We start from the raw sequence: 19065 nt of genomic DNA on the forward strand, positions 1-19065 counted from the left end.
TAGCGAGGGCTCTTGTTGCTAATTATCTTCGTCTACAAATAGCTTTCCAGATTGGACCTCTTCAAGTGCCATACCTACAAACTTAGATGATTTTGGGTGATCCACCTGTAAATTATTTTTCTCCCGAAGTTGTCTAGCACGTCTTGATGAAAGCGTAACAAGTACATATTTTGACCGGATCTTTTCTTGTAAAGCATCAATTGACGGTTCTAACATCATTTCAATTCATCCTCCAATAACTGTTTATATTGTTTGGCAATACGTTCTCGCTTACAATGTTCGCTTTGAATGATAGACTGTATTTTTTCTACAGCATGATCTACATGATCATTCACAACGACATAATCATACGCATCCATCATTTCAATTTCATTTCTTGCTTCCTTTAAACGATTTAATACGAGATCCTGTGTTTCGGTCCCTCTACTTAAAATACGATTTTTCAGCTCTTCCAAACTAGGTGGGAACAAGAAGATAAATACACCCTCAGGAAAGTTCTCTTTGACTTGTAATGCTCCTTTTACTTCTATTTCCAGGAAAACATCATGACCTTCTGCTAAAGTTCGCTCCACATATTCTCTTGGTGTCCCATAATAATTATTGACATATTGTGCGTATTCTAACAGCTGCCCCTTTTCGATTAAGCTTTCAAATTCACTTTTTGATTTATAAAAGTAATCAATTCCATCTGTTTCACCAGTTCTAATGTCTCTAGTTGTCATAGAAATAGAATACCTTAAATCTGTATCTTGTTCAAAAAGCTCTTTCCTAACAGTCCCCTTCCCGACACCTGAGGGGCCGGAAAGAATAAATAATATACCTTTCTCTTCAATCAAAACAGTTCCTCCTACTACTTATTCGTCAGACATTTCTTCGTGACTCAGAACACGCTGACCAACGGTTTCAGGTTGTACAGCAGATAATACGACATGATCACTATCTGTAATAATTACAGCACGAGTTCGTCGACCATAGGTAGCATCCACTAATTTATTGTTATCCCGTGCTACTGTCACAATTCTTTTGATTGGTGCTGATTCTGGTGAAACGATGGAAATGATTCGATTTGCTGACACTACATTTCCAAATCCTATATTTATTAAACGTAAACTCAAATTGGCTCCCCCTCATTTGCTATCTTTCTATAGCAATTCCTACATATTTTTTCTCTTTTTTATAGTACGTCTATTATATGAAAAATGGAATACAAAACTCAAATGATTACTCTATATTTTGAATTTGCTCTTTGATCTTTTCGATATCTCCTTTTAACGACACTACCCACTCCCCGATTTTAGCATCTGTAGACTTCGATCCTATCGTGTTGGCCTCACGATGCATTTCCTGACTAATAAAATCAAGTTTTCGACCTATAGTTCCCTCTTGTTTGATTGTTTCCTTAAATAGATCGATATGACTTTGTAACCGGGTTATTTCTTCGGTTATGTCTCCTTTTTCTGCTAGAAGAGCAATTTCTTGATAAATTCGTGAATCCTCAAGCGGTATATTTTCATTAAGGTAATCCTTTAATCGATTATGTATCCGCTCCCGATACTCCTCAATCACACTACTCCTACTCGAATGCAATAATGAAACTGTGGTTTGCATCGTTTCCATTATGTTCACTATATCACGAATAAGATGAGTTCCTTCCTCATTACGCATTTTTACCACTTGTTCGCATGCATTTTTTGTACTATTTAATATCGCATCCTTTATTCCATCAGGATGTTCTTGCATTTCTTCGACACTGATAAGTTCTGGCATGGAAGAAATAACACTAATCGGTATTTCTCCTGGTATATGATGTATATTTTTCACTTTGGTTAATTGCTCGACATATTGCTCCAACAAATCCCAATCCGTTTTTAAATGTTTTCGAACAAAGCCTTCTCCCTCGATCCCAATATAAACTTCAATTCTACCACGTTGAAAATAGGATTGAATTATTTTGCGGATTTTATCCTCTAGAAATAATAGAGAACGAGGTATCTTGGCTGAAAAATCTAAAAAACGGTGATTAACTGTTCGAATCTCAACTGTTACAGTAGTATTTTCATCAGTTAGAACATCTCTTCCATATCCTGTCATGCTATTTCCCATTTTATCACATCCATTACGATCAAAAGTGTTCTTTTAATGAGCTTATTTAATTATAGCAGTGATAGGATGAAATACAAAACCCCTTACATACAAAATGTAAGGGGTCTATCCATTTATTTTTTTGTGAATCCAAATAATACAGTCGGTAAAGCGGAGAGAACAAGGATAAACATCCAATCTCTAACACCTAAGAAAGTAGTATGGAAAATAGGTTGTAAAGGTTCCCAGTAAATAACGATGAGTAGTAACAGTAGCGATGAAATAACGGCAAAAATTAAATACATATTTTCAAACGGGTTTCTTGAAAAAACCGTATTTTCACAGCGACAGTCAAATACATGTATTAATTGGGCCATTACCAACGTTGTAAAAGCTACTGTTTGCCCATATATTAAATTATCCGGGTTATTTTGATAGGTCAACATAAATGCTATTAATGTTACCAATCCTATTAAAATACCACGACTTATGATTTTAAATCCTAGGCCTCTGGCAAATATTCCTTCCCGTGGATTTCTTGGGCCTTGTTTCATGACATTTTCCTCAGATTTATCTAAGCCTAGCGCCATGGCAGGAAGCCCATCTGTAACCAGGTTCACCCATAATATTTGTACAGGCACTAATGGTAACGGCAATGCCAATAACATCGCAAACAACATCACCAAAATCTCCCCAACGTTTGATGCTAGTAAATAACGAATAAATTTACGTATGTTTTCATAAATGTTACGGCCTTCTTTAATGGCTGCTTTAATCGTTGCAAAGTTATCATCCATTAGAATAAGTGAAGAGGCTTCTTTCGTTACATCTGTTCCGCTTCTCCCCATACTAATACCAATATTACTCGCTTTAATAGCAGGTGCATCATTAACACCATCACCAGTCATAGCAACGATATGACCTTTTTCTTGGAAAGCTTGTACGATCTTTAATTTATGTTCTGGGGTAACTCGGGCAAATACATAAACTCGTTCAATGATGTCTCGAAGTTCTGTAACAGACATTTGATTTAGCTGGTATCCGTCTAATACCAACCCCTCACTTGGAAGTAAATCTAAATTAATTGCTATTGCTCGTGCTGTTTTCTCATGATCTCCTGTAATCATTACTGTTTTAATACCAGCTTCCTTACATTCTTTTATGGCTGTTTTTACTTCTTTTCTTGGAGGGTCCATCATGCCATATAACCCAATAAACGTTAAATCTTTTTCTATTGAAATAGGATCGATCGAATCATTTTTAGAAATAGGTTTCATCCCGATTGCAATAGTACGCAATGCCTTTTCAGCCATCTTGTTGATGGCTTCATCAATACCTTTTTTATCCTCCGCTCTTAATAGCTTCCTACCACTATCATCGAGAAAAAAGGATGATCTTGGGAGCAATACGTCTGGTGCACCTTTTGTTATAATAAAACGGCGCTTATTCTCATCTTCTACAATAACACTCATTCGTTTTCGGTCTGAATCAAAGGGAATTTCCTTTATTACTTTATATTGTTCATCATCAGTTGGTGACAGACCCATTTTTCTAGCTGCAACTAGTAACGCACCTTCAGTTGGATCTCCATCAACTAGGTACTTCCCTTTTTTGACTTGTAAGGATGAATTATTACAAAGCATTCCATATAATAACATCGATTCTAAATGTGGGTACGCGCGATCTACTTTCGTTTTATTCAGAAAGTAATCTCCACGGATGTCGTATCCATCTCCACTTACATATAAGTATTGACCGTTTATATAAACTTCCTTAACTGTCATCTGGTTTTCCGTCATTGTTCCAGTTTTATCTGAACAAATAACAGAAGCACATCCTAATGTTTCAACGGCTGATAACTTCCTTACGATTGCTTTTTTCTTGATCATACGTTGAACTCCTAGTGACAATGCAACTGTCACAATTGCAGGCAACCCCTCTGGAATAGCTGCAACTGCCAATGAAACCCCTGCTAAGAACATATTATAAACAGGATGCCCCTGATACACACCAATACCTACTACTAAAGCTGTTAAAAATAACGCCAAAACAATTAGTATTTTACCTAATTCTGCTAATTTATATTCCAGTGGTGTTACAGATTTTTTTGTTTTTACCATTAGGGAAGCAATTTGTCCCATTACGGTATTCATTCCAGTACCAACCACAATACCCGTAGCTGATCCGCGTGTTACCAATGTTCCCATAAACCCCATATTCACCTGGTCTTGGGGATCAAGTTGATCTTTTGAAATGGCTGTTGCGTGTTTCATGACAGGTAAAGATTCTCCAGTTAAAGCAGATTCTTCCGTTTCAAGACTATTTGATTTTACGATACGAAGATCTGCTGAAATACGATCTCCGCTATTAATCCGTACAACATCTCCAACAACCAATTCATGTGATGGGATTTTACTCCACTCACTATCTCGTAAGACATTCGCTACTGGTGCGGATAACTCTTTTAGCTTTGATAACGATTTCTCTGCTTTTTGTTCTTGAAAAAATCCTATAAATCCATTAACAAGTACAATAACCATAATAGCAATAGCATCAACATACTCACCGAGTAATCCAGCTATTAATGTGGCTGCCAATAACACTAGCACCATAAAATCCTGAAATTGTTTTAGAAAAATTAACCACTTGGATGTATTTTTTTCAGTTTCTAATACGTTTAACCCAAATTGTTTACGGCGCTCGTCCACTTTCTTAGCTGAAAGTCCCCTGTTAGTAGTTACATGCAGCTTTTGTTCCACTCGATCTACGTCCATTTGATACCATTTCACAACGCATTCCTCCAGCTTCGTCTGTATGCTTAAGTAAAAATAGATATAGTTGTCCAATCATTCTTTATATGAATATCTATGCAGACTCCTTGGAAAAAATGCTATAATTACGCATGAGGTGATTGAATGCCATTTGATGGAATCGTTACTCGAGCAGTAACAAAAGAACTTAGTGACACTATTATTCCTGGTAAAATTAACAAAATATATCAACCAACTGAAACCGAACTAGTATTCACCATACGTAGTCAAGGGACGAATCATACACTCCTTTTATCTATTCACCCTATGTACGCACGTGTTCACCTGACAAAGGATGTTTATAAAAATCCTAAGGAGCCATCCATGTTTTGTATGCTCCTTCGTAAGCATTTATCCGGTGCCATTGTTGAATCTATAGAGCAGTATGGGATGGAGCGAATCATAACCTTCACGATTAAAATGCGAAACGAAATCGGTGATACTGTCTATAAATCGTTAATTGTAGAGTTAATGGGAAAACATAGTAATGTTATGCTAGTCGACCAAGATAAGGGACATATCATTGACAGTTTAAAGCATGTTTCTATGGCACAGAACCGTTTTCGAACCATATTACCAGGGCATGAATATAAAATGCCACCAACTCAAAATAAGTTAAACTTATTGAAAATAGACAGTGAAACATTTATCAAAAAAATCGATTTTAATACTGGTAAAATAGATATGCAGATCGTTCATGCACTAGTAGGTGTTTCGCCTCTAATTGCAAAAGAAATTGTTTATCGTGCAAAGCTTGGTTCTACCAACACATATATGGAAAAGTTTTCTGAGATCCAGCTATTAATTCAAAAGAACCATTATACACCAGCAATTTACCGAAATAATAAGGAAGACTTCCATGTTCTTCCTCTGACATCATTTGTTGAAGAATCAGAAACTTTAGCATCCACAAATGAAATGCTTGATCAATTTTATTCCGGAAAAGCCGAACGTGACCGCGTAAAACAACAAGCTAAAGACTTATATCGATTTATTAAGAACGAGCAGGATAAAAACAAGCGTAAACTTAAAAAACACCAGCAAACAATGAAAAAAGCTGAGAGTGCTGATCAGTTTCAACGAAAAGGCGAGCTGCTTACCGCAAATATGCATATCGTTAAACAGGGAGATAAAACTGTAACGGTAGTTGATTATTATGACCCTGAACAAAATGAAATAACAATTGAATTAAATCCAATGAAAACGCCAAGTGAGAATGCACAAAGCTTTTTTAAGACATATCAAAAATTAAAAACGTCTAAGGATAAGATAAAACAGGAAATGAAGAAAACGGATGAAGAGATTGCGTACTTTGACCAGCTTTTGCAACAAATCGATGTAGCTAGCGAATATGATATTGAAGAAATTCGAGAGGAACTTCGCGAAGAGGGCTATCTAAAAAGGCAAAGTAAACAAAAGAAACAGAAGAACAAATCATCTAAACCCGTTCCAGAAGAATTCATTTCTTCAGACGGAACCCAGCTGTTAGTTGGTAAGAATAATAAACAGAATGAATATGTAACGAGTAAAATGGCAAGACGTGATGATATATGGCTCCACACAAAGGACATTCCAGGATCACATGTAATTATACGAGATAGTGAACCAAGTGAAACCACATTATTAGAAGCAGCACAAATTGCAGCTTATTTCAGTAAGTCACAGCAGTCATCTTCTGTACCTGTTGACTATACAAAAATAAGATACGTCAAAAAGCCAAACGGAGCAAAACCAGGGTTTGTAACATATGACAATCAAAAAACAGTATATGTAACCCCAGACAAGACTACGATTGAAAAACTGAAAAAATAATCGCAAAAGCGGATAATTCTCTTTGAATTATCCGCTTTATTTCTGACTCATTTTGAAAGTTTTGTTGCATTTTCATTCTCAAAGTTGATGTAAACTGCGACGTAACTTTAGGCTTATTTCTAAGAACGCGTGCTATTGCCGCCGTCTGGGATCGCTACGGGCGGATGCTTTCCGCGGGCACGGCTTCAGCCTCCGAAGCGGAAAACCACCGCTTCGGTGTCTTCAGACACGTGCTGTTCCCGCAGGAGTCACCGCCCTCCGCTCACCCTGACTGGTAAGGGTTTTATTAATACTAATACAGTCCCACGACAGTAACAGAAATAACAGCGGAGGAAATACACGTAGACTCCTTGAAAATACAAACCGATTTTCTGCGTGCGATGTCTAGCTATGTAGCTTTCCTTATCCTGTGGGAGCAGAGGCCTAGCCTGAGACCCCAGAGAGCGTTAGCTCGAGGAGGCTCATCAGCCGCCCACGGGTAGAAGACACTACGCAGTGAAACGAAGCAGATGTCGCACTTGTACCCGGATGGGTGAAAGCGAAGTGTATTTCCGTAGCGGTAGGTTAACCGTCACATCAAGTTATGTCGCAGTTTATATCTACTGTGACTAAGACAACATTCTTTTAAAAAACAGCCTTATTTTATATAGATTTAGGATTCAACGTTACGTCGATATTACCTCTGGTAGCTTTTGAATATGGACAGACTTGGTGAGCATCTTTTGCAAGCTGATCTGCTTCGTCCTGACTTACTCCTTTTATACTTATATTTAACGTAACACCTATTTTAAAGCCGTCATCTTCTGAATCTTTTAAAAAGCTGACTTCTGCCGTTGTTTCAGAGTCAATATCTTTGTTTTGCTTTGAAGCAACCAAATTTAAAGCACCATCAAAACATGCAGAATATGTTGCAGCGAAAAGCTGTTCTGGATTAGAGCCTTTATCCTCTTTATTTGTTGCTGGATTAACTAATTTTAGATCAATTAATCCATCATCGGATTTAACATGACCATCTCTTCCATTTTTAGCAGTTGCTTTAGAAGTAAATATTACATTACTCATTAGAAACACTCCTTTTAACCTGTTTACTATAAATGTACCTCAAATAGACCAATAGTAAACGAATTATAGGAATTTTTCTGTTTGGAGAGCTTCAATGAACTGGTCTACCTGCGATAATTCCCGCACCCCTTCCTGGTAACATATCCAGGTGTCCCGTGTAACATTTACACCGTCCAATGTTAATGGAATATGGGCATAAGTATCCATTAGTGAATCAGAGACGCTTTTTGGTAATACAGCCATTCCAAGACCTTGTTTCATAAACTGTTTACACGTTTCTATTTGATCCACCCTTATTGTCTTCACTGGCTTTATTTGATCCTGGTGGTGGTACAACCAATGGTCCACTAGCTCATGCATACTATCATCACTTTTAAATGAAATGATTGGACGCTCTTTAATTGAAGTTTGTGGAAATTCCTCTGTATCAAAAATAAATAATGGATCATCAAATAGACGAATACATGTACTTTCCTTAAGCTTTTCTCCACGTATAATACAAACATGATAATTTTTATGATCTCGTTTAATGTCTTCGCTAATTCCTGTCACAAGATCAATAGCTACTTTAGGGAACTTTCTCGTATATTCTGCTAAAATTGCAGGTAAAAAACGCTGGCTAATGAGAGAAGAACAGGCTATAGATAGAGTTCCTTGCACCTCTTCACTTGATTGTGCAAGTTTATTTTTAATTGAAACTTCATGTTCTATAACACTTTTTGCATGGTTTACTATCATTTCACCACTGGATGTTAACATTAAGCGTTTTGGCGTTCGAATGAAAATCTTTTCCCCGAAATATTCCTCTATATATTTTAGACGCTGGGTAACAGCTGGCTGTGAAATTAGTATTGCTTTAGCCGTTCCTCGTATCGTTCCTATTTCATCTAACTTTAACAACAGTGTATAATCATCTATTCTCATTAAAATTACCTCACTGATAAGAAATTATTATATAACATGATTATAAACTACTATTTTACTTATTGCATATCAAATCATATGATAAACATATATAAAATAATTGAAAAAGCAGGTGTGTTATGAATAATAAAGATTCTGTTAAGAAGACTTTTTCAACAAATAAGGAGGCATATATTAGTAGTTCTACACACGCAAAAGAAAGTGATTTGACATTAATAACGGATTGGTTAAATCCTTCTTTACAAATGGTAGCTCTTGATATTGCTACTGGTGGTGGACACGTTGCAAAACAGCTTTCAAGTTTCGTATCTATAGTAGTGGCAACAGACCTAACAGAAGAAATGCTGGAAAATACGGCAAAGCATTTACAAGACTACAAAAATATTACGTATAAAATTGCAGATGCAGAGAACCTACCTTTTATGGATGACATTTTTGATATCGTCACATGCCGGATCGCAGCTCATCACTTTCCTAACCCCGATCGGTATATTTATGAAGTTGCTCGAGTATTGAAGTCAAAAGGAAAATTCTTATTTATTGACAACATTGCTCCCACTTATTCTGTACATGACCAGTTTATAAATACACTAGAAAAAATCAGGGATAACAGTCATAACCGTTCGAGAACCATATTAGAATGGAAAAACATATTAACTAGTAGTAACCTTTCTATATTAAAGGAGTTAACACGAAAGAAACGATTGCCCTATCAAGAATGGCTCGAACGAACAGTGGAGGATAAAAACGACCAGGAGAAAGTAAATCAGTATATATTAGCTGCCCCACAAGACATTCGGGAATACTTTCAATTTGACATAGATGATACTACAATACATTCCTTTTCGATTGATGAGTGGATGGTAATGTGTGAGAAATAATAATAGAGCTGCCTTTGAAGGCAGCTCTATTATTAAACGTGTACTTACATTTTAGTATTTTTTATATACTATCACGCCATGCTTGTAATGTTTGTTTCTCCGTTTGATTAATCGTTCCATCATCCAACAAAAGTTGAAGTACTGCTTCATAGTTAGTGATGGTCTGAAAATCTATATTCGCATTAGAAAAGAGATCTTCTGATTTTGCTAACCCATATGTGAAAATGGCCATTACTCCAAGTACCTTAAAACCTTCTTTTTCAATCGCTTGTGCAGCATCAATAGAAGAACCGCCGGTGGAAATTAAATCTTCAATAACTAAAACCTTATCTCCTTTAAAAATTGCTCCTTCTATTAGATTTTCTTTTCCGTGTCCTTTGGGCTTGGATCGTACATAAACCATTGGTAAGTCGAGACGTTCTGCTAACCATGCAGCGTGTGGAATGCCGGCAGTAGCACAGCCTGCAATTACATCTGGCTTCTCCTTTAATCCAGCTATCAATTGAACAAAAGCTTCTGTTATTTTCTTCCGAATAGACGGGTAAGACATAGTAAGTCGATTATCACAATAAATGGGAGATTTTATTCCAGAAGTCCATGTAAAGTAGTCATTTGTTTTGATTTGAACCGCCTTAATTTCCAATAAATCTCTTGCTAACTCATTCGTTAACCCCATATGCCCACTCCTTTTTGACTGTTTCATATGCAATATATGGATCTTTTGATTGGGTTACACTTCTTCCAACCACTAGAATATCAGAACCGTTCTTTCTGGCAAAGGCTGGTGTTGCTACTCGCTCTTGATCATCCACACTTGACTCTTTTAAACGAATACCTGGGGTTACGGTTAAAAATGATGACCCGCATACCTCTTTGATTTGCTTAGCCTCATGCACAGAACATACCACACCATCAGCCCCATAATGATTAGCAAATTCAGCAAAATGAACAACATTATCTTGTAAATTCCCCTGTATTAAAAGCTCTTTATTCATCAGTTCATTCGTATGAGACGTTAAGATGGTAACTGCAATCAACTTTGTCTTCAGATTATGGTCTGCTCCTGATAATAAACCTTCCTTAGCCCGCATTATCATTTCACTTCCGCCAAGTGCGTGTACATTTACCATATCCACATCAAGTTTGGCGATATTTTTCATCGCTTTCATGACAGTTGTTGGAATATCATGTAATTTCAAATCTAAGAATATAGCATGATCATTTTCCTTTAATTTTTCGATAACTTTCGGTCCTTCACGATAAAATAATTCCATTCCAACTTTTACCGGAACACCTTGTAAAGCGTGTTCATCGAGAAAATTCCTCGTTTCAACCCAACTTGGAAAATCAAGTGATAAATATATACGATTATCCATTAAATGATCCCCTTTCCAACTGCCTCCTGGGCCGATGTAAATCCATTAGATTGTAGTACATTCGGTAAATTCTCAATTATTTCTGGACATATAAATGGATTTTGAAAGTTCGCTGTCCCGATAGCAACAGCGCTGGCTCCTGCCAATAAAAATTCCAATACGTCTTCTGCACTGCTTATTCCTCCCATACCAATGATTGGAATGGATACGTGTTGTTTCACTTCATAGATCATTCGAATCGCAACTGGTTTTATGGCTGGTCCAGATAATCCCCCTGTTTTGTTTGCTAGTAATGGACGTTTACTAGGTAAGTGAATCTGCATTCCAGATAGGGTATTAATCATGGATAACCCGTCGGCACCAGCTGCTTCTACCGCTTTTGCCATTGAAACGATATCCGCTACATTTGGAGAGAGCTTAACATAAACTGGTAAGTTACTGACTCGTTTTACTTTTTCAGTTACCTTAGCAGCCATATCAGGGTTTGTTCCAAATTGAATCCCACCCTCTTTAACATTCGGACAGGAAATATTTAATTCAAGTGCTTGAATGTGTTCTGCTTGATTAAACGTACGTGCGACTTCTTCATACTCTTTTAACGTACTTCCTGCTACATTAGCAATGATCGGAATATCATAATCTGCTAGAAAAGGTACTTCGGTTTGAATTATATTTTCTACTCCTGGATTTTGTAGACCAATTGCATTTAACATTCCTGATGCAGTCTCAGCTACACGTGGTGTTTGATTTCCATAACGCTCATTTCCAGTGGCTGCTTTCATGATAACCGCACCTAATAAGTTTAAATCATAGAATTGACTATACTCACGTCCAAAGCCAAAACATCCTGATGCTGGCATGATTGGATTTTTTAATGACAAACCTGGTAAATTTACGGCTAAATCTATCATAAACTCACCTCATGAGCTGCAAAAACTGGTCCATCTTTGCATATTTTTTTATAACCACCATTGTCATCTGTCGGTATGACACAGGCAAAACAAGCACCGACCCCACAGCCCATTCTTTCTTCAAGTGAAATGTACCCCTCTTTATGTGGAAGCTCTGTACATACTGCTTTCAGCATAGGCAATGGACCACAGGAGTAATAACGATCAATCTCCGCAATATCCCAAAGCACATCCGTCACAAAACCACGAGAACCATAGGAACCATCGTTTGTAACGATATAGGTATCACCTAACTGTTTAAATTTTTCCTCATAAAAAACACTTGCACCTGTTTGAAATCCTAGTACTGAAATAACCTTCACGTTTTTTTCAGCTAAGGCTTTTCCGAGATAATATAGTGGTGGAACGCCTATCCCCCCACCAACTAGCAAAACAGTAGATGACTCTACACCGATATAATCAAAGCCATTCCCACTCGGTCCCAACACACTAATTCGTGACCCAGGTTGGTACGCTGCTAGTTTTTCTGTTCCTGAACCAACTTTTTTAAATAAAATGGTAAGTGTATTATTGAATTTGTCGACATCAGCGATTGATATCGGGCGTCGCAATGTATGTCCTTCCACATAGATGTGAAGAAACTGCCCAGGAACCGCATGCTTACATATATATTCACTTTTTAATTCCATTTCCATGGTATCTAATGCTATATCAGTTGATGAAAGAACTTCTACTTCTAATTTTTTCATCATACCCGTCCTGCCTCCTTGTTTGCCATGGGTTTTGCACTAAATGTAGTAGAATCAATCACATTTAAGATGGCATTGGCAGTATCCAGGTTCGTTAAACATGCTATTCCATGCTCTACTGCTTCACGACGAATTTTAAAGCCATCTGATCTCGGTTTTTTCCCTGAGTTAAGTGTATTTACAACAAATTGTACATCACCATTCTCTATGATGGATAATACATTTGGCTCAGCAGACCCTATTTTTGCTACTTCTGTTACCGGGATTCCAGATTGGTTTACAAATGAAGCAGTTCCTTGTGTTGCATACAAATGAAAGCCTAGTTGGTGAAAACGTTCTGCTATTTCCAGCATTTCGCCCTTGTCCTTATCTGCAACAGTTAGTAAAACGGAACCTTCATGCGGCACATGTAGTCCTGAAGCAATCAGACCTTTATATAATGCCTTTTCCAAGGTTTTATCATAGCCGATAGCTTCTCCTGTTGATTTCATTTCAGGACCTAAAGTCGTATCAACGCTTCGTAATTTTTCAAATGAAAATACAGGAACTTTAACCGAAACATGATCCTGTTCTGGAAGTATTCCTGTTTGATAACCCAATTCAGGTAACGCTGTTCCAAGGATGCATTTAGTAGCAATGTTAGCCATCGTCACTCCAGTAATTTTACTTAAGAATGGTATCGTTCTGCTTGCTCGAGGGTTTACTTCCAGAACATATACATCTTCACCTCGAATGATAAATTGTATATTTATTAACCCCTTCACGTGTAAGGCTCGTGCTATTTTTACAGTAGCATCCATACATTTCTGTTTAACCGTTTCACTCATCCGTTGCGGTGGATAGACTGCAATGGAATCTCCTGAATGGACACCAGCTCGTTCTATGTGTTCCATGATTCCTGGAACAATAATGGTGTCTCCGTCACTGATAGCATCAACCTCTACTTCAATCCCTGTAATATACTTATCTATCAGAATTGGGTGCTCATCATGTTGCTGATTACCTTTTTGTAAATACGCATTTAATTCTTCATCATCATACACGATTTCCATTCTGCTTCCACCTATTACATACGAAGGACGAACCAATACAGGGTAGCCAATCGCATTTGCAACGTCCATTGCCTGCTCAAGCTTTATTACCGTTTTACCTGTTGGTCGCATCAGATTTAACTGATCAAGCAACTGTTCAAATTTATCTCTGTCTTCCGCACGGTCAATAGCTTCTAGGTCTGTTCCTAAAATTTTCACACCCCGGCGTTCTAATCCAGCTGCTAAGTTAATTGCTGTTTGTCCTCCAAACTGAACAATTACTCCTTCTGGCTGTTCCAAGTCAACCACATGCATCACATCTTCTAAGGTTAGTGGTTCAAAGTAAAGTTTGTCAGAAATGCTGAAGTCAGTTGAGACGGTTTCGGGATTATTGTTCATAATAATAGCTTCATATCCCAATTCCTTAATAGCCAGTACGGAATGAACAGTGGCATAATCAAACTCTATCCCTTGACCAATTCTAATTGGCCCTGAACCAAGTACAAGTACTTTTTTGCGATTGGATGAAAGTGACTCATTTTCTTCTTCATACGTACTGTAAAAATAAGGTGTTTCAGATGAAAACTCAGCAGCACACGTATCAACCATCTTGAAAACTGGTGAAATCTTTTCCGTTTTACGAAGTTGATACACCTCATCAACTGTTGTTTCCCATAACCTAGCAAGTTGTGTGTCAGGGAATCCATGTTCTTTCGCTTTTAGCAGTAATTCATATGAAAATCTATTTTCTATTAGCTCTTTTTCCAAATTAATTAGCTTCTCTAGTTTCCATAAGAAAAAACGATCAATTTTTGTTAACTTGAAAATTTCATCAACACTCATGCCTCTTCGCAGTACCTCAGCTATTACGAATAATCGTTCATCATCTGCTTTTTTCAACCTTTTTGTTAGATCACCCATCGAAAGGTCAACTAAGCTTTTCAACCATAATTCCTCTGTTCCACTATCAAGGGAGCGAACTCCTTTTAACAATGACTCTTCAAAATTCCGTCCAATAGCCATTACTTCTCCAGTTGCTTTCATTTGGGTACCAAGGTAACGGTCTCCAGTAATAAATTTATCAAATGGAAAGCGAGGAATTTTCGTAACGACATAGTCTAATGTTGGTTCAAAACACGCATATGTTGTTCCTGTAATCGGGTTAATAATCTCATCCATCGTTAACCCGACCGCAATTTTAGCAGCCATTTTAGCAATCGGGTAACCGGTAGCTTTTGATGCAAGGGCTGATGATCTGCTTACGCGTGGATTAACTTCGATAATATAATAATCAAAGCTATTTGGATCAAGTGCTAATTGCACATTACATCCGCCTTCAATTTTGAGAGCGCGAATGATTTTTAAAGAAGCGTTTCTTAGTAACTGATATTCTCGATCACTTAAGGTCTGTGACGGAGCAACAACGATGGAATCTCCGGTATGAATTCCTACTGGGTCAATATTTTCCATGTTACACACTACGATAGCCTGGTCATTTTTATCACGCATTACTTCATATTCAATTTCTTTAAATCCTGCAATATTTTTTTCGATTAAACATTGATCTACAGGTGATAAAGCTAATCCGTTCCGGGCGATTTCTCGTAATTCAGATTCGTTATAGCACATGCCCCCACCTGTTCCGCCTAGTGTATATGCTGGACGGACTATTAATGGAAAACCGATAACTGATGCAAATTCACAAGCCTGTTCCACAGAATTTACTATACTGCTATCTGGTACAGGTTCGTTTAATTCCTGCATTAAATTTCTAAACTTTTCACGATCTTCTGCTTGTTGAATCGCCTCGAGAGACGTACCTAGTAAATTCACGTTATATTCCGCTAGCACTCCTGTTTCTTCTAGTGCTACAGCCAGGTTTAAGCCAGTTTGGCCTCCAAGTGTTGGCAAGAGAGCATCTGGTTGTTCCTTACGTATGATTTTGGTTAAAAATTCTACTGTTAATGGTTCCATATAAACCTTATCTGCAACCGTATGATCGGTCATGATGGTGGCAGGGTTTGAATTTGCCAAAATAACTGTGTAACCTTCTTCTTTCAACGCTTGACATGCCTGTGTACCAGAGTAATCAAACTCGGCTGCTTGCCCAATTACGATGGGACCTGATCCAATGACGAGAATCTTTTTAATAGCTGTATTTTTAGGCATATGCTTCCTCCTCATTTTTTAGTTGATGATGGTTAATCATTTGTAAAAATTCATCAAATAAATAATTCGTGTCTTCTGGACCTGGTGAACTCTCAGGATGATATTGTACCGAGAATGCTGGGTAGGTTGTATGAGCTAGACCTTCAATCGTATTGTCATTTAATGCTACATGCGTTTGTTGTAAATTTGTATTTTCAAGAGATGCTTCACGCACAGCGTAACTGTGGTTTTGAGAAGTAATGTAAGTACGTGATGTACGCATATCTTTTACTGGATGATTCGCGCCTCGATGTCCAAACTTCATTTTCTCCGTGTCAGCACCACTTGCTAAGGCTAGGAGTTGATGGCCTAAGCAAATACCGAAAATGGGAATGGTACCTAGTAAAGCTTGAATCATTTCAATTGCTTCTGGAACATCCTTGGGATCTCCTGGGCCATTTGTAAGCATAATTCCATCAGGCTTCAACCTTGCTATATTTTCTGCATTATAATTGTATGGAACGACTGTCACATGACAATTTCGTTTCGTTAATTCCCGCAATATACCGTGCTTCATTCCAAAATCTACTAATACAATTCTCGTTCCACGCCCTGGAACAACATAAGGTTTAACAGTTGATGTCTGTCTAACTTGATCTGTTGGTAAGGATACGTTTTTCATCTCATCAACTATGTCGTTGGTTGTGTCCTTCATTGTCACAATTGTTGCTTTCATTGTTCCATGTTTGCGAATGATTTTGGTTAGCTTTCGCGTGTCTATCCCAGAAATACCTGGTATGTCATTAGCTTTTAAATAACTATCCAAACTTTCCTCATTTCTAAAGTTAGATGGAGTGTCACAGAGTTCTTTTACAATAAAACCTTGAATAAATGGTGTTACCGTTTCAAAATCATCACGGTTTATCCCGTAATTACCTACTAATGGATAAGTCATCATAACAATTTGCCCGCAGTAAGACGGATCAGTTATAACCTCTTGATAGCCCGTCATACCCGTATTAAAAACTACCTCTCCAATTGTTGTGCGTTCACTTCCAAAACTGTCCCCAACAAAAACCGAACCGTCTTCCAAAATTAAATGTCGTTTAGCCATGAAGATCCTCCTTGTATACGATTTTTCCATCAACTATCGTTAAAACTGGTGTTCCTTTGGTACTCCAGTTATGAAATGGTGTATTTTTTCCTTTTGAGAAAAAGGTATTTTTATCAATTTTCATTTCCTTTGTTAGATTAACTACTGTGAGATCTGCTGCAACTCCTTCTTCCAACATTCCATAAGGTAACTGAAAGACGCGTGCAGGCTTAATGGTTAACCAATCAACCAATTGATGAAGCGTTATTTTGTTCGTTTGAACGAGATTTGTATAAAGTAATGAAAAAGCAGTTTCAAGACCTACAATTCCAAATGGTGCTTTTTGAAAACCAAGTGATTTTTCTTCCTCACCATGTGGCGCATGGTCAGTAGCTATAAAATCAATTGTTCCGTCTAACAACCCTTCTAATAAAGCTTCCTGATCTTCTTTTGCTCGTAATGGGGGATTCATTTTGAAATTGGCATCATCAGTTTCTACTGATTCTTCATGTAAAATTAAATGGTGGGGAGTTACTTCTGCTGTAACATGTATACCTGCATTTTTCGCATCCCGTATAATTCGAACCGATTCTTTTGTGCTTACATGACAAACATGATAGTGACAACCCGTTGCTTCGGCTAATAAGACATCACGAGCTATTTGTACTGATTCACTAAGCGAAGGGATACCAGGTAAACCAAGCCTTTTACTTACCTTTCCATCATGCATGACTCCACCATAAACAATGGAATTGTCCTCACAATGAGCAACAATTGGCATGTCACAGGCGGCTGCTTCCTTCATTGCACGGAACATGTAATCAGCTGTTTGAATGCCAACCCCATCATCTGTAAAGGCAAACACCCTTAAATTAGAAAGCTTTTTAATCGGCGTTAATTCTTCTCCATTTAAATTTTTGGTGATAGCCGCATAAGGTAGTACACGAACTGTAGCATCTTTTTCAATTCTTTTTAACAGGTCTTGAACCGTTTGAGTGCTGTCTGGGACTGGATTAGTATTAGGCATAGCGCACACAGTTGTAAAACCCCCACGTGCTGCTGCTTTGGTACCAGACTCAATTGTTTCTTTATATTCACCACCTGGTTCACGCAGGTGAATATGGACATCAATAAACCCAGGTAAGATTAATTGTTGTTGACAATCAATTATCTCCTCAGCACTTTCAGAAATGGATGTGCCCAGCTTTTTTATTTTTCCATTTTCAATTAAAACTTCACAATCTTCCAATTGGTTGTTTACTGTTAATCGCTGTCCGTTTTTAAGTAAAATACTCATTATGACAATCCCCATTCCTTTAGTAATTTCAGCATTAAAGCCATTCTAACGTACACACCGTTTTGCATTTGTTTAAATATCCTAGATCGTTCACATTCAACTAACTCAGAATCAATTTCAACTCCTCGATTGATCGGTGCAGGATGCAAAATAATAGCATGATCCTTCATCGTTCGTTCACGTGCCATTGTTAATCCGTAGTCATTCAGATAAGTTGTAGTCGATTGATAGTTTGCATGATGCCGCTCATGCTGTATTCTTAGAAGCATCATAACATCACCTATCTCGACTGCCTCATCCATTGATATATATGGAAACCCTAATGTTGAATCCTCAAATCCCGACGCAGCAGAAAGGTACACATTCGCTCCGAGTCTTTCTAAAGCATAGGCGTTAGATCGAGCTACCCTACTATGTTGAATATCCCCTGCAATAACTACATTCAAGTTGTAAAATGAACCAAATTCTTGATAGATTGTCAAAAGATCTAACATGCATTGGGTAGGATGCTCTCCGCTACCTGCCCCAGCATTAATGATTGGTATAGACAGATGCGGAAGGAGATCATCATACCAGTGATCATCATGATGTCTTACAACAAGTAAATTTGCTCCGATTGCTTCAAACGTTTTAACTGTGTCATATAAGGTTTCCCCTTTTTGAACGCTTGACTGTTCTGTACAAAAGTCTAAAACTTCAAGACCAAGTTTTCTTTGTGCAACCATAAAACTGGATTTTGTACGAGTACTAGGTTCAAAAAATAAATTTGCTGCAAATAGCTGTTCTTGAAGGGGTTTAACTCCAAATCTATACGCTTCTGCACTTTCTAGGATAGAAAAAATTTCATCAGTTGATAATTGAGCAACAGATACAAAATGTCTTATTGACT

Annotated in this window: 17 protein-coding genes; 2 read left to right on the forward strand and 15 right to left on the reverse strand. The window is 37.6% G+C overall.

The window, feature by feature from the left end:
* Window positions 1-18: 18 nt before the first annotated feature.
* The 5 genes from rpoZ to ACFQ3N_RS06430 form a co-directional block, all read right to left on the reverse strand.
* Window positions 19-219, reverse strand: coding sequence for a DNA-directed RNA polymerase subunit omega (gene rpoZ, locus ACFQ3N_RS06410; RefSeq protein ID WP_390360642.1), 201 nt, complete (start codon window positions 217-219; stop codon window positions 19-21).
* On the reverse strand, window positions 216-836 hold the full coding sequence (gmk, locus tag ACFQ3N_RS06415) for a guanylate kinase (protein ID WP_390360644.1): 621 nt from the start codon (window positions 834-836) through the stop codon (window positions 216-218). The genes rpoZ and gmk overlap by 4 nt, the downstream gene beginning before the upstream one ends.
* An 18-nt stretch (window positions 837-854) precedes the next feature.
* Entirely contained in the window at window positions 855-1115 is a 261-nt protein-coding gene (gene remA, locus ACFQ3N_RS06420) for an extracellular matrix/biofilm regulator RemA (RefSeq protein WP_390360646.1), read from the reverse strand.
* A gap of 106 nt (window positions 1116-1221) precedes the next feature.
* Window positions 1222-2103 (reverse strand): YicC/YloC family endoribonuclease, encoded by an 882-nt coding sequence (locus ACFQ3N_RS06425; RefSeq protein ID WP_390360648.1) that lies wholly within the window; start codon window positions 2101-2103, stop codon window positions 1222-1224.
* A 113-nt stretch (window positions 2104-2216) separates the two neighbouring features.
* The gene (locus ACFQ3N_RS06430; RefSeq protein WP_390360650.1) at window positions 2217-4871 is read right to left on the reverse strand and encodes a calcium-translocating P-type ATPase, SERCA-type; all 2655 of its coding nucleotides are present in this window, start codon (window positions 4869-4871) and stop codon (window positions 2217-2219) included.
* 126 nt (window positions 4872-4997) lie between these two features.
* On the opposite strand from ACFQ3N_RS06430, the gene ACFQ3N_RS06435 reads away from it, so the two are divergent.
* Window positions 4998-6704, forward strand: coding sequence for an Rqc2 family fibronectin-binding protein (locus tag ACFQ3N_RS06435; protein ID WP_390360652.1), 1707 nt, complete (start codon window positions 4998-5000; stop codon window positions 6702-6704).
* A gap of 642 nt (window positions 6705-7346) precedes the next feature.
* Here the strand turns inward: ACFQ3N_RS06435 and ACFQ3N_RS06440 are convergent.
* Window positions 7347-7766, reverse strand: a complete 420-nt coding sequence (locus tag ACFQ3N_RS06440; RefSeq protein ID WP_390360654.1) for an organic hydroperoxide resistance protein — start codon at window positions 7764-7766, stop codon at window positions 7347-7349.
* A gap of 63 nt (window positions 7767-7829) precedes the next feature.
* Window positions 7830-8690 carry a LysR family transcriptional regulator gene (locus ACFQ3N_RS06445; RefSeq protein WP_390360656.1) on the reverse strand — a complete coding sequence of 287 codons (861 nt, stop codon included), beginning with the start codon at window positions 8688-8690 and terminating at the stop codon, window positions 7830-7832.
* Between the two features lie 119 nt (window positions 8691-8809).
* Here ACFQ3N_RS06445 and ACFQ3N_RS06450 point away from each other — a divergent pair, with 119 nt between their 5' ends.
* Complete coding sequence (locus ACFQ3N_RS06450) at window positions 8810-9571, forward strand: class I SAM-dependent methyltransferase (RefSeq protein ID WP_390360658.1); 762 nt, start codon at window positions 8810-8812, stop codon at window positions 9569-9571.
* Between the two features lie 61 nt (window positions 9572-9632).
* Here ACFQ3N_RS06450 and pyrE read toward each other — a convergent pair whose 3' ends face one another.
* From pyrE to ACFQ3N_RS06490, 8 genes are read right to left on the reverse strand one after another with little or no spacing between them, the layout of a single operon-like run.
* Complete coding sequence (gene pyrE, locus ACFQ3N_RS06455) at window positions 9633-10247, reverse strand: orotate phosphoribosyltransferase (RefSeq protein WP_390360660.1); 615 nt, start codon at window positions 10245-10247, stop codon at window positions 9633-9635.
* Window positions 10231-10947, reverse strand: coding sequence for an orotidine-5'-phosphate decarboxylase (gene pyrF / locus ACFQ3N_RS06460; protein ID WP_390360662.1), 717 nt, complete (start codon window positions 10945-10947; stop codon window positions 10231-10233). Before pyrF ends, pyrE begins: the two co-directional genes overlap by 17 nt.
* Complete coding sequence (locus ACFQ3N_RS06465) at window positions 10947-11855, reverse strand: dihydroorotate dehydrogenase (RefSeq protein ID WP_390360737.1); 909 nt, start codon at window positions 11853-11855, stop codon at window positions 10947-10949. The genes pyrF and ACFQ3N_RS06465 overlap by 1 nt, the downstream gene beginning before the upstream one ends.
* Window positions 11855-12610: a dihydroorotate dehydrogenase electron transfer subunit gene (locus tag ACFQ3N_RS06470; RefSeq protein WP_390360664.1), complete on the reverse strand. Its 756-nt coding sequence runs from the start codon at window positions 12608-12610 to the stop codon at window positions 11855-11857. The genes ACFQ3N_RS06465 and ACFQ3N_RS06470 overlap by 1 nt, the downstream gene beginning before the upstream one ends.
* Window positions 12607-15807, reverse strand: a complete 3201-nt coding sequence (carB, locus tag ACFQ3N_RS06475) for a carbamoyl-phosphate synthase large subunit (RefSeq protein WP_390360666.1) — start codon at window positions 15805-15807, stop codon at window positions 12607-12609. Before carB ends, ACFQ3N_RS06470 begins: the two co-directional genes overlap by 4 nt.
* The gene (locus ACFQ3N_RS06480) at window positions 15800-16900 is read right to left on the reverse strand and encodes a carbamoyl phosphate synthase small subunit (RefSeq protein WP_390360668.1); all 1101 of its coding nucleotides are present in this window, start codon (window positions 16898-16900) and stop codon (window positions 15800-15802) included. The genes carB and ACFQ3N_RS06480 overlap by 8 nt, the downstream gene beginning before the upstream one ends.
* Window positions 16893-18176, reverse strand: a complete 1284-nt coding sequence (locus tag ACFQ3N_RS06485) for a dihydroorotase (protein ID WP_390360670.1) — start codon at window positions 18174-18176, stop codon at window positions 16893-16895. The genes ACFQ3N_RS06480 and ACFQ3N_RS06485 overlap by 8 nt, the downstream gene beginning before the upstream one ends.
* Window positions 18176-19060, reverse strand: a complete 885-nt coding sequence (locus tag ACFQ3N_RS06490) for an aspartate carbamoyltransferase catalytic subunit (RefSeq protein WP_390360739.1) — start codon at window positions 19058-19060, stop codon at window positions 18176-18178. The genes ACFQ3N_RS06485 and ACFQ3N_RS06490 overlap by 1 nt, the downstream gene beginning before the upstream one ends.
* Window positions 19061-19065 lie beyond the last annotated feature (5 nt).

The organism is Virgibacillus byunsanensis, from assembly GCF_042675965.1.
Classification (GTDB): Bacteria; Bacillota; Bacilli; order Bacillales; family Amphibacillaceae; genus Virgibacillus_R; species Virgibacillus_R byunsanensis.